The organism is Billgrantia antri (genome assembly GCF_019430905.1).
GTDB lineage: Bacteria > Pseudomonadota > Gammaproteobacteria > Pseudomonadales > Halomonadaceae > Halomonas > Halomonas antri.
On record NZ_JAHYCA010000009.1, the window covers coordinates 47,258 to 63,753 of the forward strand.

General features: G+C 64.1%; 15 protein-coding genes. 9 read left to right on the top strand and 6 right to left on the bottom strand.

What is annotated here, in order from left to right:
* The first annotated feature begins 72 nt into the window (after window positions 1-72).
* Window positions 73-804 carry a 5'-methylthioadenosine/S-adenosylhomocysteine nucleosidase gene (gene mtnN, locus KPL81_RS19830; RefSeq protein WP_219793592.1) on the top strand — a complete coding sequence of 244 codons (732 nt, stop codon included), beginning with the start codon at window positions 73-75 and terminating at the stop codon, window positions 802-804.
* Between the two features lie 48 nt (window positions 805-852).
* Here the strand turns inward: mtnN and KPL81_RS19835 are convergent, their stop codons facing one another.
* Window positions 853-1,683: a polysaccharide pyruvyl transferase family protein gene (locus KPL81_RS19835; RefSeq protein ID WP_219793593.1), complete on the bottom strand. Its 831-nt coding sequence runs from the start codon at window positions 1,681-1,683 to the stop codon at window positions 853-855.
* Between the two features lie 245 nt (window positions 1,684-1,928).
* On the bottom strand, window positions 1,929-2,969 hold the full coding sequence (pyrC, locus tag KPL81_RS19840; protein WP_219793594.1) for a dihydroorotase: 1,041 nt from the start codon (window positions 2,967-2,969) through the stop codon (window positions 1,929-1,931).
* A gap of 143 nt (window positions 2,970-3,112) precedes the next feature.
* Here pyrC and KPL81_RS19845 point away from each other — a divergent pair, with 143 nt between their 5' ends.
* A complete protein-coding gene (locus KPL81_RS19845) occupies window positions 3,113-3,544 on the top strand; it encodes a hypothetical protein (RefSeq protein WP_219793595.1) in 432 nt (143 codons plus the stop codon).
* Window positions 3,545-3,562: 18 nt separating this feature from the next.
* Here the strand turns inward: KPL81_RS19845 and KPL81_RS19850 are convergent, their stop codons facing one another.
* The 3 genes from KPL81_RS19850 to KPL81_RS19860 form a co-directional block, all read right to left on the bottom strand.
* Window positions 3,563-4,810, bottom strand: coding sequence for an NAD(P)/FAD-dependent oxidoreductase (locus KPL81_RS19850; protein ID WP_219793596.1), 1,248 nt, complete (start codon window positions 4,808-4,810; stop codon window positions 3,563-3,565).
* Between the two features lie 119 nt (window positions 4,811-4,929).
* On the bottom strand, window positions 4,930-5,382 hold the full coding sequence (locus KPL81_RS19855) for a tellurite resistance TerB family protein (protein WP_209472131.1): 453 nt from the start codon (window positions 5,380-5,382) through the stop codon (window positions 4,930-4,932).
* A gap of 93 nt (window positions 5,383-5,475) precedes the next feature.
* Entirely contained in the window at window positions 5,476-6,156 is a 681-nt protein-coding gene (locus KPL81_RS19860) for a GntR family transcriptional regulator (protein ID WP_219793597.1), read from the bottom strand.
* A 174-nt stretch (window positions 6,157-6,330) separates the two neighbouring features.
* On the opposite strand from KPL81_RS19860, the gene KPL81_RS19865 reads away from it, so the two are divergent.
* From KPL81_RS19865 to KPL81_RS19895, 7 genes are all read left to right on the top strand, one after another.
* Entirely contained in the window at window positions 6,331-7,887 is a 1,557-nt protein-coding gene (locus KPL81_RS19865; RefSeq protein ID WP_219793598.1) for an ABC transporter substrate-binding protein, read from the top strand.
* A gap of 64 nt (window positions 7,888-7,951) precedes the next feature.
* Window positions 7,952-8,929: an ABC transporter permease gene (locus KPL81_RS19870; RefSeq protein WP_209472134.1), complete on the top strand. Its 978-nt coding sequence runs from the start codon at window positions 7,952-7,954 to the stop codon at window positions 8,927-8,929.
* Window positions 8,926-9,762, top strand: coding sequence for an ABC transporter permease (locus KPL81_RS19875; RefSeq protein ID WP_209472135.1), 837 nt, complete (start codon window positions 8,926-8,928; stop codon window positions 9,760-9,762). Before KPL81_RS19870 ends, KPL81_RS19875 begins: the two co-directional genes overlap by 4 nt.
* Window positions 9,763-9,772: 10 nt before the next feature.
* Window positions 9,773-11,395 (top strand): ABC transporter ATP-binding protein, encoded by a 1,623-nt coding sequence (locus KPL81_RS19880; protein WP_219793599.1) that lies wholly within the window; start codon window positions 9,773-9,775, stop codon window positions 11,393-11,395.
* A 52-nt stretch (window positions 11,396-11,447) separates the two neighbouring features.
* The gene (locus tag KPL81_RS19885) at window positions 11,448-12,839 is read left to right on the top strand and encodes an FAD-binding oxidoreductase (RefSeq protein WP_219793600.1); all 1,392 of its coding nucleotides are present in this window, start codon (window positions 11,448-11,450) and stop codon (window positions 12,837-12,839) included.
* A gap of 7 nt (window positions 12,840-12,846) precedes the next feature.
* The gene (locus tag KPL81_RS19890; RefSeq protein WP_209472138.1) at window positions 12,847-13,773 is read left to right on the top strand and encodes a DMT family transporter; all 927 of its coding nucleotides are present in this window, start codon (window positions 12,847-12,849) and stop codon (window positions 13,771-13,773) included.
* Window positions 13,774-13,868: 95 nt separating this feature from the next.
* Window positions 13,869-14,987: a pyridoxal phosphate-dependent aminotransferase gene (locus tag KPL81_RS19895; protein ID WP_219793601.1), complete on the top strand. Its 1,119-nt coding sequence runs from the start codon at window positions 13,869-13,871 to the stop codon at window positions 14,985-14,987.
* Here the strand turns inward: KPL81_RS19895 and KPL81_RS19900 are convergent.
* Window positions 14,978-16,393, bottom strand: a complete 1,416-nt coding sequence (locus KPL81_RS19900; RefSeq protein ID WP_219793602.1) for a sigma-54 interaction domain-containing protein — start codon at window positions 16,391-16,393, stop codon at window positions 14,978-14,980. The genes KPL81_RS19895 and KPL81_RS19900 overlap by 10 nt on opposite strands.
* Window positions 16,394-16,496 lie beyond the last annotated feature (103 nt).

The following is a 16,496-nucleotide window of genomic DNA, read 5'->3' on the forward strand; positions in this document are numbered from 1 at the left end:
CGCTCATGAGCGACATGGTGACCCGCAGCTCGACGGCGCCCGTCGCCACGTGACCGGAGACCGCAAGACAAGATGAAACGTATCGGCATCATTGGCGCCATGGCGCAAGAGGTGGCTTACCTCGCCTCCCTGCTGGAAGATCGCCGCACCCGCACACATGTCGGCTGCACCTTCCACCACGGCAAGCTGCATGGCGTCGACGTGGTAATCCTGCAGTCGGGCATAGGCAAGGTGAACGCCGCCATCGGCACCACCCTGCTGCTCGATGTCTACCAACCCGAGGCCATCATCAATACCGGCTCGGCCGGCGGCTTCGGCGAAGGTCTCGACATTGGCGACGTGGTGGTTTCCAGCGAGGTGCGCCATCATGACGTCGATGCCGTGGTGTTCGGCTACGAACACGGCCAGGTGCCGCAAATGCCGGCGGCCTACATGCCCGACAAACGCCTCGTCGCCCTGGCCCGTGAGTGTGTCGAAGCCCTCGGCGAAGTCCGAGTGGTCGAGGGGCTGATCGCCACCGGCGACGTCTTCATGGCATGCCCGGAGCTGGTCAGCAAGACACGCTCGCGATTCCCCACCATGCTCGCGGCCGAGATGGAGGCCGCCGCCATCGCCCAGACCTGCCACCTTTACGGCTGCCCTTTCGTGGTCATCCGCGCGCTCTCCGACATCGCCGGTGGCGGCGACAACCATCTCTCGTTCGAGCAGTTCCTGGAAAAGGCCGCTGCCCATTCGGCGCGCATGGTCGAGCGCATGATTGTACAACTCGCCCCGCAGGTGGAGCCCGAGCCCGCCATCGGCTGACTCCTGACAGGGTAGCGCCCCAGGGAACGCGTCAGGCAGCAATCTTCACTATTGTCCCCACACATTGCCGTGCCGCCATCCAAATTCCGAGAAAGGAAAGGCGGCAGCCAGCTGTAGTGGATCGCCCTGGTACTGGGCGACACCGGATCGCTCAGGCAGACTCACAATACAGGCATCGGCCGCAGCCCGATCCGCCACGGGCATGACGCTTTTGTTCGGTACGTCCGTGGTGCTGTAATAGTCGTGGAACTTGAATTGACCGCCAGTGATGCCGTCGGAGAAGCGCACCCAAAGGTTCGGGATTCGGTAGCAATCAGAAAGGATGAGCCCGTGCAGCGACGACGAGATGATCGAATCGCATTGATTGAGTTCGTCGATGAACGGCTCGGGCTGCTGCCTCACGTCGATCAGCTTGATGCCGGGTAGTTTGGCCATATAGCGGACGACCGGGTTGTCCTGGTCGACGTAATGGGGTACCAACCCGATTCGGAACTTTCGACCACTGCGAGAAGGCTGGTAGAGCAGGGGCACGATGAGCGCGGGGTCTCCGAGTACCGATGCGGATACGTCCGCCCCTCTCTCGGCCAGCAGCTCCTGGGTAAGCCGGCCTCTCAGTGCCACGAATCTGGCTTGCTCCAGGGCGTCGCGCCTCGGCAGCCACGCCGGATCGATGAGCCCGCTGCCCCACACCAGGCTGCGACTTCTCGCCTGGTGGATGATGCTTCCGACACCCAGCAGATGAACGACCGAGTTCGAGTGGACTCGGTAAGCTTCCTTCCCGGTGAGCCGGCGAACCAGAAAGGGGGTGATCGCATCCCCGACATTGAGCAACTTGTCGAAATACACGACCGGGATCTTTCCCTTGGCGACGGTCAGCAAGAGCGCAAGCTCGACAAAGCGCCGAGATACCCTACGTGCGCGCCTGGGAGTCCATTTTTTCATCCTGTATCGGTTCTCTGCGCAAGACTGACCACGGATGCCCGACGGCCGAACCGCCAGGCACCTTGATGGCAACTTTGGTGTACGAAGAGCGAGCGCATCCTACGCTCATTAACCATAGCTCACCCGGCAATGCTTGACTGGAATTTTAATGATGGAGCAGTCGTGGCACCGCGGAGCCAGCGTCACGAATCGAGCAGCCTCCACGACAGCGTCTCTCCTGCCTTCAGCGGCACGATGCGTTGGCCGTCGGCATAGGGCAGCGATGCCGGCAGCGTCCACTCCTCACGTACCAGGGTAATGGCGTCTGTGTTGCGTGGCAGGCCGTAGAAGTCCGGCCCGAAGTGGCTGGCGAACCCCTCGAGGCGATCCAGCGCCCCGGCTTGCTCAAACGCCATGGCATAGAGCTCGATCGCCGCTGGGGCGGTATAGGCCCCGGCGCATCCGCAGGCCGACTCCTTGTCACCCTGGGCATGTGGGGCGCTGTCGGTACCAAGGAAGAACTTGCCGCTGCCCGAGGTGGCGGCCGCCAGCAGCGCCTCACGATGCCTTTCTCGCTTGAGGATCGGCAAGCAGTAGTAGTGCGGGCGGATGCCGCCGACCAGCATGTGGTTGCGGTTGAACAGCAGGTGGTGGGCGGTGATCGTTGCCGCCACGTTGGCGGGTGCCCGGGCGACGAACTCAGCTGCATCGGCGGTCGTGATGTGCTCGAACACGACCTTGAGGGACGGGTGACGCTCGAGCAGCGGCTTCATCACGCGCTCGATGAAGACGGCTTCGCGATCGAAGATGTCGATCTCAGCATCAGTGACCTCGCCGTGGACCAGCAGCGGCAATCCCAGTCGCGCCATCGCGGCGATCGCGTCATCGCAGCGGGCCAGGTCGGTGACGCCCGAATCGGAGTTGGTGGTCGCACCGGCCGGATAGAGCTTGACCGCGTGGACCCGGCCACTGGCGACGGCACGCTCGATTTCGTCGGCCGGCGTCTTGTCCGTCAGGTAGAGCGTCATCAAGGGCTCGAAGGCCGAGCCTTCGGGGCGCGCCGCCAGGATCCGTTCACGGTAGCGCATCGCCTGCTCGGTGGTGGTAACCGGAGGCTTGAGGTTGGGCATGATGATCGCCCGCCCCATCTGCCTGGCAGTGGCGGGCACCACGGTCTCGAGCGCTTCTCCGTCACGCAGATGAAGATGCCAATCGTCGGGGCGAGTCAGGGTGATAGCGGTCACGGCATATCCTGTCGGTCAGCATGAATGTCGAGTCCCGATTATACCGATGAGAGTCGGACCAGCGTCGAGAAAGTTACCTCGACGGCAGCAACAGTCGCCGATTTGCCGTATCATCGACGCCGATTTTGCCGTGAGAGATACCAATGCCTCGGGTTCGCCACTACGCCGATATCGTCGCCATCCTGGCCGGATTGATGTGGATCGTCTTTTTCTGGTCGATCAGCATCTCGGCCAGGATGGATAGCGTAGAACCCACCCTGGCCGCCATGCTTGCCCTCGGCGCCATGATCCTGGTCAGCTTCATGCATCGCCCCTTTCGCATCCATCTGAGCCGCTACCACGTTCGCAAACGGCGCACCGAGATGTGGATGCACATCCTTGCCCTGCCCATGGCACTAGCACTGCTGTTCGGCGTACTCATCGAGACCCTGCTCGCCCCCATGAGCGGACAGCAGAAAATGCTGCTGTTCAACGTGCTCGCCAGCGCCGGCTGGGTGGTCTACGTGATGACCCTTGTGATCAAGTTCGTCCATCATCAGTGGCGCCGTCGGCGCCGACGCCGGCTCAGCAAGTGACGCCAGCCGACGCTGAAGCTATCGGAAGCGATCCGCGCGAAACGGCGACATGTCCACGGACGCTGGCTCTCCATCCATCATTTCCCCTATCAGTCGTCCCGTCACCGGCCCCAAGGTGAAGCCTTGATGACCGTGGCCGAACGCTAGCCACAGCCCCTTGTGCCGTGGTGCAGGCCCGATCACCGGCTTCATGTCGGCGAGACAGGGACGAGCCCCTTTCCAAGGCTCCGCCTCCAGACGCTCACCGAGCGCCGGGTAGAGTTCTCGCGCCCGGCCCTCGGCGGCATCCAGTTGACCACCGGAGGGGGGCGCATCGAGCCGAGCCAGCTCGGCCCCGGTCGTCAAGCGAATGCCGGCACGCATCGGCGCCAGGATGTAACCGATATCGGCATCGGCGATCCAGTGCCGCAGGCGCTGTCCCTGCGGCACTCCATAGTGCATGTGGTAGCCGCGCTTGACGAAGGTCGGCAGCCGGTAACCCAGTGCCCTGAGCCACTCCCCGGCCCAGGGCCCCAGCGCCACGACGACGTCATCAGCGTAGTGGTTGCCGTCATCCGTCTCGACACGCCAGCCTTGACCGTCCTGGCTCACTCGCCGGAGGGTCGCCTGCAGGAACTCGCCTCCCTGCTGCTGAAAGTTCGCGGCGTAGGCCGCTACCAGAGCACCGGGATCGGCCACACTCCATGAGTTGGTCCAGTGAATCGCCCCGGCCAGGCCCGTGCCCAACTGGGGCTCACTGCGAGCCAGGCTCCTGTCATCGAGAACGGCGTGAGTCACACCGAAACGGGAGGCGGCATCTTCCGCCTCGAACCGGCGGCGCTCGAGCTCGGCCTGACTGCGATGCACCTCCAGCCACCCCTCCTTGCCGATCAGGTCAGCCGCACCGGCCGCCTCGATCATGGGTGCGTGCTCCTCGGTGGCAAGCACGATCAGCGAAGCGTATTCGTCAGCGATGCGCTCATAATGGCGTGGCGAAGAGTACCGCCAGTAGTCGAACAACGGGCCAGCATAGGTCAACATGCCGCTCGCGCGATAACGGATGTCCACCCGACGGTTGGGCAGTGTGCTCAGCAACTTGCCGAATTCACGTGGAAACGGATACGGGCGCACTGCCTCGCGCTGGATCAGTCCGCCGTTGCCGTAGGAGGTCTCCCGCCCTGGCTGACGCCGGTCCACCAGCAGTACCGAACGGCCGCGACGGGCCAGATGCCAGGCGATGGAAACACCGACCATGCCGGCACCCAGAACAACGGTTTGACGAGACATGCCCCCCCTCCAATTGGCCAGACGCTCCCGGACGCGTGCCGGAACGAGCGCCTAGTCTAGCAGTGTGGCCAGGCCGCAGCCGTCTTGTTCCCTCATTTGATGCCACGGATCAAGACGACCTATTCGACACTGCCCTGGACTTGCAACTTGGCACGGATAAAGTCGGAGTGGCTGACGTGCAGCAGCTCGGCCAGACGCCGGATACGGTGCTCCTCCAGGTGATGAGACTCCCCGTCGGCATAGGCCAGCGACCACATCATGCGCACCAGCTCGCAGCGCTGCGCGTAGTCGTAATGCTGTTTGATGAGACTGACGAACTGGTAGTGATCGACTGAGGTCTCGATCTCCTCACGCGCCATGGCCATCAGCTCCTCGACTTCGCCATCGGCGAGGCCGAAATGCCGCTTGAGCATCTGACGCAGCGACGTGAGTTCCGCTTCGTCGGTGTGATAGTCGGCGCGCACCACCTCGCACAGCAGGGCGGCGGTGGCGCGCTCGAGTGTCGGGGCACTCCTTCCTCCCTCGGGTTCCGAGAGGGCCTGCTGGAAGAAGCGCTGAATGGTTGCAAGCATGTTCATCCCTTGGCCGTTTTACGCATCTGACCCGCCCGGACCGCAGGCGTTCCATGGCGACATGGCACCGCAGACAAGGCGTGCCGCGGCGCATCAGGCTTCTCCGATCCCCTTCACCACATAGTGCTGCGCCACGCCGATATGGTAATCGATCGCCTCGCGACAGCGCTCGGCGTCGCCGCTGGCCAGCGCATCGAGCAGCAGCCAGTGGCTGGTCGCGATGCTGTCGGGATCGGCATGGGTCTTGCCGATCAACGCGATGCAAAGACGCAGCTCATGAGTAATGTCGTCGAATGCCTTGAGCAGGCGTCGATTGCCGGTAAAAGCGATCAGCATGCGATGGAAGACGAGATCTTCCTCAATCTTGCGGCTCTCGCTGTCCTGCAATGCCACCTCGCACATGAGGTCGACCTGACGGCGCAGGGCCTGCGCCTTGTCAGTGTCATAGGTCTCGACCAGCCGAGCCAAGGCATGGCGCTCGAGGCACAGGCGCAGGTCGAATACATCATTGAGTTCGCTGGCGTCCAGCGCGCGTACGAAGAAGCCACGGCGGGGTTGCGACACCAGCAGTCCTCTGCTTTCGAGAAGCCGGGCCGCCTCGCGCACCGGCGCACGGCTGACGCCCAGATCCCGGGCCAGTTGCACTTCCGAAAGCCGCTCACCGGGCGCGAATTGCTGACTGATGATGGCCTGGGTGAGGAAATCGGCGACCTGCTCCACCAGATTGCGCTGCTGGATGACCATACCGCTACCGAACGCTTTCGAGGCTGTCATTCATCGGGCTCTTGCGGGTTGACTTCGTTAGAGTATGACGCAACGGTCGATTATGTCGACCGTCGATTGGCGACTGTCGACAGTTTGGAATCGCACTGCTATGGTCAAAGAGCTGATAGACGGCACCTATCCATCCAAGAACAAGTCGCCGAGACAACAAGAAGGAACCCGACAATGAGCAAGACGCCCTTTACCTTGGCCGTCGCGACTCTGGCCTTCACCTCCGCTATCGCTACCGCCGACGAGCCCAAGCGCGGCGGCGTCATCGACACCATCATCCAACCCGAGCCGCCCGGCCTGGTTCTGGGCATGGTGCAGAACGACCCCACCCGCAAGGTGGCCGGTAGCATCTACGAGGGCTTGCTGCGCTACTCTACCGACCTGGAGCCGATCCCCCAGCTGGCCGAGTCTTGGGAGGTCAGCGAGGATGGCTTGACGTATACCTTCCATCTTCGTGAGAACGTCAAGTGGCATGATGGCGAACCCTTCACAGCGGAAGACGTGGTTTTTTCGGCCGATGTCTTTCATCGTGAACTCAACCCCAGTGCCCGCGCCGTGCTGCAGCACGTCGAGAGCATCGAGGCCACCGACGACCACACCGTGGTCTTCACCCTGGCCGAGCCGTTCGGACCTTTCCTGATCTCGTTCGAGGCCGGCACCTTCACCATGGTGCCGAAGCACATCTACGAAGGCACCGACTTCCGCGACAACGAAGCCAATAACCACCCCATCGGGACCGGCCCGTTCGAGTTCGACAGCTGGGACCGTGGCACCGTGATCAAGCTGGTACGCAATGACGACTATTACGAGGAAGGCCTGCCCTACCTCGACGGCGTCAACTGGCACATCATCCCCGACGGGGCCTCCCGTGCGGTGGCCTTCGAGAACGGCACCGTCGACGTCCTGCCCAATGGCACGGTAGAGAACTTCGACATTCCGCGCCTCTCAGCGATGGAGAATGCCTGCATCACCGACGAGGGCAACGAGTACTTCAGCCCCTTCGCCATGCTGTGGATGAACAACCGCGAAGGCCCAACCGCCGATAAGCGCTTCCGTCAGGCGGTCATGTACGCCATGAACCGCGAGTTCGCTCGCGATGTGCTGTGGAACGGCATGGGCAAGGTCCCGCTTTCCGCATTCGGCTCCAACGCCAAGTTCCAGCACGAAGGGCTGGAACCCTACGACTACGACCCCGATCGCGCCCGCGAGCTGCTCGATGAAATGGGCTACGACGGCGAGGAAGTACGCCTATTGCCACTGCCCTACGGCGAGACCTGGACGCGCTGGGCCGAGGCCGTGCAGCAGAACCTGCGCGAAGTGGGCGTGAACGTCACCACGGTGGCGACCGACGTGGGCGGCTGGAACCAGCGCCTGGGCGATTGGGATTATGACCTGGCCTTCACCTATCTCTACCAGTACGGCGATCCGGCGCTGGGCATCACCCGCTCCTATCGCTCGGACAATATCGAGAAGGGCTCACCGTGGAACAACGTCGAGGGCTATGAGAACGAGCGCATCGACGAACTTTTCGACCAGGCGGCCACTGCCTACCCGGAATCCGCCCGCGAAGAGTACTACCACGAAGCCCAGGAGATCCTTCACGAGGACGTTCCCGTTGGCTGGCTGCTGGAACTCGGCTTCCCGACCATCTATCGCTGCGACGTGAAGAACCTGGTCACCTCCGGCGTCGGAATCAACGATGCCTTCCGGGACGCCTGGCTCGATCGCTGATCTTCCTGCGTGACAGGGGCGGCCTCCTGGCCGCCCTTCCCTTTCGACCCCAGAGGCTTGCTGCATGCTCTACGCCCGCTTGTTCGTGATGCGGCTGCTCAAGGCCGTCGTCGTCCTCTTCCTCATCGTCATCTTCAACTTCATCTTGATCCAGTTGGCGCCGGGGGATCCCGCCGCGATCATGGCCGGCGAAGCCGGCGCCACCGATGAAGAGTTCCTGCGCCAGTTGCGCGAGCGCTTCGGCCTCGACCAACCGATGTACGTTCAACTGTGGCGCTACGTATCGGGCATCGCCACGCTCGACTTCGGCTGGTCCTACCGCCAGGGGATGCCGGTGCTCGACCTGATTCTGGAGCGGCTGCCCGCCACTCTGCTGTTGACCGGTACCGCCTTCGTGCTATCGCTGGCTTTGGGCATCGTACTTGGCTCCATGGCCGCAGCCCGGGTCAAGAAGCCCTCGGGATCGCTGATCATGGCCCTGGCGCTGATCTTCTACGCCACCCCGCTGTTCTGGGTTGCCCTTATGGCCGTGGTACTGTTCTCGGTCTTTCTCGGCTGGCTGCCGGCTTACGGCATGTACACGGTGGGCGCCGGCCACACCGGCTTTGCCCTGGCTCTCGATGTAGCCAAGCATCTCATCCTACCGGCCACCACGCTGGCGTTGTTCTTCATGGCCATCTACACCCGCATGACGCGCGCCTCGATGCTCGAAGCAAGCCAGCAGGACTACGTCAAGACGGCCCGTGCCAAGGGACTTGCTCCCCGGGTGATCCAGCGTCGTCACGTGCTCAGGAACGCCCTCTTGCCAATCATTACCCTGGCCGGCCTACAAGCAGGCCAGATGGTGGGCGGCGCCATCCTCACCGAGACGGTGTTTGCCTGGCCCGGCATCGGCCGGCTGATGTTCGAGGCGCTGCAACAGCGCGACTACAACCTGCTGTTGGGAATCTTCTTCTTCTCCGCCGCCCTGGTGATCGTGTTCAACATCATCACCGATCTCGTCTATCGCCTGGCAGACCCTCGCATCAAGGAGGCGTCATGAGCTTCTTCGCCCGTTTTGCCCAGAACCGCGGCGCCCTGGTCGGCCTCGTCATTCTGCTCGCCATCGTGCTGATGGCGATTCTCGCGCCGCTGCTCTATCCCGAGTCGCCCTGGCGCATGGTACAGCGTCCCTTCCTCGCACCACTGGAGGCCGAGGGCTTCTGGCTGGGTACCGACACCATGGGACGCGACGTCGCCGCCGGGTTGATGCACGGCGCCTGGGTCTCGCTGCTGATCGGCCTGATCTCGACCTCGGTAGCCCTGCTGATCGGCGTGCCGCTGGGCGCCGTCGCCGGCTACTACGGCGGGCTGATCGACGACGCCCTGATGCGCTTCACCGAGTTCTTCCAGACCATCCCCAACTTCGCCCTGGCCATCGTGTTGGTGGCGATCATGCAACCGAGCGTGGCGTCCATCGTGCTGGCCATCGCCATCGTCAGTTGGCCGCCGGTCGCGCGCCTGGTGCGCGCCGAATTCATGTCGCTGCGCCATCGCGAGTACGTCGAGGCCGCACGCCTGGTCGGCCAGACCAACCGCACCATCATTCTCAAGCAGATCCTGCCCAATACGCTGTCGCCGATCATCGTGCTCGCCTCGCTGATGGTGGCCACGGCGATCCTGCTGGAATCAGCACTCTCGTTTCTGGGTCTTGGCGATCCCAACGTGATGTCGTGGGGCTACATGATCGGCGCCGCCCGCACGGTGATCCGGCAGGCCTGGTGGCTGAGTTTCTTCCCGGGGGTGGCAATCCTGCTCACGGTATTGGCGCTCAACCTGGTCGGCGAGGGGCTCGACGACGCCCTGAATCCCAAGCTCGCCCGCGAACGCTCATAGGAGAGGGACCATGAACGACAACACCCCGGTACTGAGCATTCGTGGCCTGACCCTGGCCCTGCCCCAGGGAGCCGACCGTGACTACGCGGTGGAAGACGTCAGCTATGACGTGGCGCGCGGTGAGATCATGTGCGTGGTGGGCGAATCCGGCTCCGGCAAGTCGATGGCGGCCAATGCCGTGATGGGCCTGCTGCCCAAGGGCGTACGCCCCACCGCCGGTGAAGTACTGTTCGACGGCCAGGACCTGCTCACGCTCTCCGAGAAGCAGCACCGCCAGCTGCGAGGCCTGCGCATCGGCATGATCTTTCAAGAGCCGATGACCGCGCTCAATCCGCTGATGCGGGTCGGCGCCCAAATTGCCGAAGTCTTCGAGGCCCACGGCAAGTACAGTGGCAGCGAACGCCAGGAGAAGGCACTGGCGCTGCTGGAAGAAGTCGGCATTCCGCAACCCGAGCGGGCCATTCGCGCTTACCCTTTCCAGCTCTCCGGCGGCCAGCGACAGCGGGTAATGATCGCCATGGCGCTGGCACTGGAGCCGGAGCTGCTGATCGCCGACGAGCCCACCACGGCTCTCGACGTCACCACTCAGGCACAGATCCTCGAGCTGATCCGCGACTTGCAGAAGCGCCGCGGCATGGCGGTGATGTTCATCACCCACGACTTCGGTGTCGTGGCCGAAGTCGCCACCCGCGTCTGTGTGATGCGTTTTGGCCAGATCGTCGAACTTGGCATGGCTGATGAGGTTCTCGATAATCCGCGCCACGACTATACCCGGGCCCTGCTCGAGGCGATACCGAGCAACCGGGTTCCCGAAGCGAGAGGCGGCGAGCGCCCCGCACCGTTGCTCGAAGTGCGCAACCTCAACAAGGTCTTCCGCTCACGCGGAGGCCTGTTCAAGCCGGCACGCGAAGTGCGAGCGCTGGACGACGTTTCCTTCACCCTCGCCCCCGGCGAGACGGTGGGCATCGTCGGCGAGTCCGGCTCGGGCAAGTCGACGCTCGGTCGCTGCGTGGTGCGACTCGAGCGGCCCGACAGCGGCACGCTCGCGCTGGCCGGCACCGACTTCTCCGCGCTGCGCGGCGACGTGCTACGCCGTGAACGACACCGTGTGCAGATGATCTTCCAGGACCCCTACGCCTCGCTCAATCCTCGCCATCGCGTCGGCTATGCCATCGCCCAGGGTCCCATGGCCAACGGCGTGCCAAAAGACAAGGCGATGCGTCAGGCCGAGGAACTGCTGGAGCTGGTGGGGCTCGGCGCCGTGGCCGTGGATCGCTTTCCCCACGAATTCTCCGGCGGCCAGCGCCAGCGTATCGGCATCGCCCGCGCCCTGGCGCTGAACCCGGAACTGATCGTCGCCGATGAGGCGGTGTCGGCGCTCGACGTGTCGATCCAGGCCCAGGTGCTGGAGCTACTCGAGGAGCTCAAGCAGAAACTCTCGCTCTCACTGTTGTTCATTACCCACGACCTGCGAGTCGCGGCCCAGATCTGCGACACCATCATCGTCATGCAGCAGGGGCGCATCGTCGAGCAGGGCACGGCACAGGAAGTCTTCCTCAACCCACGAGAGGCCTATACCAGGCAGCTTCTCGATGCCATTCCCGGCCGTGCGCACGAAGCGGCCATGGCCTGAAGACGCTCCTGGAGGACAAGCCTGACGCCCAGGAAAAGCACAAGGATATTTCATGCAAGCTCTACTAACGGACATCGCCGCCGTCGTCGGCTCAGGCAACGTACTCACCGGCGATGACGTGACCCAGCGCCGGGTCGACTGGATGAGCGGCGCGAGCTGTCACGCCGGGGCCATCGTGCGTCCCGGCAATACCGATGAGCTCGCCGCAGTGATGCGTTTGTGCCACGCCGCCCGCCAACCGGTGGTCACCCATGGCGGTCTCACCGGCCTGGTCCATGGTGGCGAGGCTGCCCCCGACGAGCTGGTCATCTCGCTCGAGCGAATGAACGCGATCGAATCGGTCGACCCGATCGGCAGCACCTTGACCGTGCAGGCCGGCACGCCCTTGCAGAAGGTGCAGGAAATCGCCGCCGAGCACGACCTGCTGTTCGCACTCGACCTCGGCGCGCGTGGCTCCTGTACCATCGGCGGCAACATTGCCACCAACGCTGGCGGCGTGAGAGTGATTCGCTACGGAATGATGCGCCAGCAGGTACTCGGTCTCGAGGCCGTGCTCGCCGACGGCAGCGTGGTCAGCTCGTTGAATCGCATGCTCAAGAACAACGCCGGCTACGACCTCAAGCAGCTATTCATCGGCAGCGAAGGCACGCTGGGCATCGTCACTCGTGCCGTTCTTCGCCTGCATCCCAGGATGAGCAGCGAGCGTACCGCCCTGGTGGCCTGCCCCGACTTCGCGGGGGTTTCAGGCCTACTGGCCCATCTGGGGCGGGAACTCGGCGGCAGCCTCGGCACCTTCGAGGTAATGTGGCGCAACCACTATGCGCTGCTCACCGAGGAGAGCGGCCGCAATACACCTCCCTTGCCACCTCACTGGCCCTATTACGCCATCGTGGAGTCGCTGGGCAACGACGACGCGGCCAATACGGCGCAGCTCAGCGCCGCCCTGGAGTCGGCCCTCGAGGCCGGCTTGATCGAGGATGCGGTGCTGGCCCAGTCCGATACCCAACGCCAGGGCATCTGGAACATCCGCGAGGATATCGAGGGGCTGATCCAGCACCTGGCCCCTCTCTTCACCTTCGACGTCAGCCTGCCCATTCCCGACATGCCCGGCTATGCCGCGGAACTCGAGCGGGCCGTGCAGCAGCGCTGGCCGCAAGGACGCATCGTGGTGTTCGGCCACTTGGGGGATGGCAACCTGCACGTCTCGGTCAGCGTCGGCGACGACGAGCCGGCAACCCGCCGCACCGTAGAGCGTATCGTCTACGAGCCGCTGGCCGAACTGGGCGGCTCGGTCTCTGCCGAGCATGGCATCGGCCTGGAGAAGCGCGATTACCTGACGCTGTCGCGCACGCCGGAGGAGCTCGCCCTGATGCGTACCCTCAAACGTGCACTGGATCCGTTGAACCTGCTCAACCGCGACAAGGTCCTGGCCCTGGAGGAGTGAACCCCGCATGCCGACCCAGGCGCCCTCCTCCGCCTCGACGCTTGCGCGTCGCGATCTCACCACGCTGCTGCTGATTGCGGCGATCGGGCTGTTCTGGGGCGGTAACTGGCCGGCGGTGCGCTTCAGCCTGATGGACATTCCGCCATTCAGCCTGCGCGCCATCGGCTTCAGCGCCGGTGCGCTGATGCTGCTGGGATGGGCGTGGCTGAAGCGCTGGCCGCTTGCCATCGTACCGGGAGAACGCCTCTGGCTGGTCGTGAGCGGGTTGTTCACCATCCTTGGCTTCAACCTGGGCACGGCGTTCGGCCAGCTGCACATGCCGACGTCCCAGGCCGCCATCGTCGCCTTCACCATGCCCTGCTGGGCGCTGCTGCTGGCCATCGGGCTGCTCGGTGAGCGGGTGACTCGACGCCAGTGGCTCGGCCTGGGGCTGGGCCAGGCAGGCCTGCTGGTACTGCTCGGCCCGGCTGCCTGGCAGGCCGGTTTCGAGGGTCTCGCCGGTCCCGCGTTCGTGCTCGCTGCCGCGCTCTCCTGGGCGTTGGGTACCGTGCTGATCAAGCGTCGCGGTGGCTGGCAGGGTCATCCCGTGGTCATCACGGGCTGGCAGTTCGCGCTCTGCGCCCTGCCCATGATCGTGCTGGCCGCCCTGCTCGAATCGCCGAGCAACCCCGCCAACTGGAGAACATCGACCTGGCTCGGCCTGGGATATCATCTGGTCTTTGCCATCTGCCTGGCGCAAATGCTGTGGTTTCGCAACGTCAACCGTCTCACCATCGGCCAGTCCACCATCAGCACCTTGATCATTCCGGTAGTCGGCGTTTCCAGTGCCGTGGTGCTGCTCGACGAGCCGCTCACGTTCAGGTTGCTGCTGGCTCTCGCACTGATCCTCTCGGCCGTCGCCATCGTCATGACCCAGCGCAAGCCACCGCCTTGAGCCAATAAGCAGCCTTGAGCCAATAAGCAGCCTTGAGCGAATGACAGCCTGCTGCGACGATCCCTTACACTGCTTCTCGAGTACTGGAGTCTTCCATGCCCCGTTTTCCCGACCACTTGACCGGCCCCGGCCCCAGCAACCCTTTTCCCGGCATCAAGGTGCTGGAACGGCGTATCGGCCGGGAGATTCCCCATCGCCTGGGCTCCAACGAGGGCCTCGACATGCCCCACCGGGCATTGCGCGAGCGCTTCGGCGACGCCATGGTGGAGCACGTCTACTGCTACGGCGACTCGGAAGCGCTCGGGGTACGCCAGCGGCTTGCCTCCCTTTATGGCTTGCCACTGGAAACCACCCTGGTGGATGCCGGCGCCGACAGCCTGATCGCCCTCGCGCTGCGCACAGTGGCCACGCCCGGTTGTACGGTGGTGAGCGCCAGCGGTACCTATCCCACCTTCGGCTACTTCGCTCAAGGCCAGGGCTGCCACCTCGTCGAACGCTCCTATCAAGAGGCTCCGGGCCTGCTCTCGCCCGACCTCGAGGCGCTGCTGGCCAGCGCCCACGAGCACAGGGCCCGGCTGGTCTACGTCGCCAACCCTGACAATCCCAGCGGACATCTTCACAGCGACGAGGAGATCCGCCGGCTGCGAGCAGAACTGCCCGACGACTGCTGGCTGCTGCTCGACGAGGCCTACCATGACTTTCGCGACGATGCCGATTCGCCGTTCAGTCGCGAAGTGCTGCCCGGGGTGATCCGGCTGCGCACGCTTTCCAAGGCCCATGGGCTGGCCGGCATGCGCATCGGCTATGCCATTGCCGAGCCGGAAACCTTGGCCATGATGATGAAGGTGCGCATTCACTACGCCGTATCCGCCCTGACGCTGGCCGTCGCCGAGACCGTGCTCGATCACCATAGCGAGGTGGAAGCACACATTCGTGACGTCAAGCAGCGCCGCCAACGCCTTGCCCGGCATTTTCACGACCTGGGTGCCGAGGTTCTGCCCAGTGCGACCAACTTCATCGCCATCCGCCTGCCCAGCGCGGAGCTGGCGGGACGACTCAACCAGGAGCTGCTCGAAGCCGGCCGTCTCATCGCCCGCCCCGCGCATCCGGATCTCGGCCACGTGCTGCGTATCACCGCCGTGGAGGACGCCCTGGTGCCCGGTCGCTTCGAGATACTCGAGCGGGCCATCATGAAGAACTCGGCTCAGCGCTGAATCTTGAGCCCGTGCTTTTTTAGCTTGCGCACCACGCTGGGCTGGCTGATCCCCAGCCGCTCGGCGATGGCATAGGTGCTCGCTAGCGTACGGCACATCTCCTCCAGCACGCTGCGTTCGGCACGGGCCAGATAGTCGTTCAGACCTTCGCCCTGCGTCAGTGTCGGAACGGCCGCCGAGGCCCAATCGGCCGGCGAAACAGCCACTGGGTCCGCCGTTTCGGCGCGGTTCGGCGAGTGAATCAGATCGCCCGGACTCGATAGCCAGGCACGTTCCAGCCAGTTTTCGAGCTCGCGCACGTTGCCCGGCCAGTCGCCGCCCATCAGCTCCGACCAGGTGCTGCCATGCAGCAGCTTGCGCTGGCCATAGCGCTGGTTGAGCCGCTCCAGGCACGCCTCGACCAGAGCCGGAATGTCCTCGCGACGCTCGCGCAGAGGCGGCAGGGTCACCGGAATGACGTTCAGTCGATAGTAGAGGTCTAGACGGAAGGCGCCGCGCTCCACGCGCCTGGCCAGGTCCTGGTTGGTGGCCACCACCAGGCGGAAGTCGACCCGCCGCGGGCGGGTGTCGCCCAGCCGGGTGACGCTGCCATCCTGGATCACCTTGAGCAGCTTGGTCTGCATCGGCAGCGGCAGCTCGCCAATCTCGTCGAGAAACAGCGTGCCGCCCTGCGCCTGCTCCAGCAGCCCGGCCTTGCCCTGTCGTGCCGCCCCGCTGAAGGCGCCCGGCTGATAGCCGAACATCTCCGACTCGAACAGGTTCTCCGGTATCGCTCCGCAGTTGACCTCGAGGAACGGCCCAGCGTGACGCCGGCTCCAGCGATGCAGCTGGCGGGCGAAGGCGGTCTTGCCCACGCCCGACTCGCCGAGCATCAATACCGTGGCATCCGACGGCGCCACGCGCTTGAGCAGCAGGGCCAGCTCCCGCATCACGTCGCTGCGCACCTGAAGTTCATCCAGCGCCGCTTCGAGTTGGCCATCCTCGGCATCGGCGCCGCCCTGGCTGCGCTTGAGATGCTCGCTAAAGCGCTTCTGCAGCAGGGCGTATTCGTCCTGCAGCAGCTGCAGGTCGGTGAGATCGCGGGAGCGGCTGACGATACGCACGAGCCTACCCTTGAGATACACCGGATGGGCCTCGGCGATGACACGCCTACCGGTACCGGTCACCTGCATCAGTTGCGCCGGCTTGCCGCTGCGGATCACCTCCAAGCTGATGGAGGGCTTGAGCACCCCCTCCGCCTCCAACCGCTGCACGGTACTGCCTATCAGGCGCTCCCGCGCCATGCCGTAGACCGCAGCCGCCCCTGGGCTGACGTCCAATACCAGGCCTTCACCGTTGACGATGAAGAAATGGTCGTTGGCCGTTTCGACGATGGTCCTGATCACTTCCTGGTCGATGTCGCTCATGCCTTGCCACCGATGCAAATATGAATCTTGATTCAATCATGCATCGCATGAGCGGCGCATGCGATTCAATCTTGCATCGCAGGCGGGAAAAAATCCCTTGATG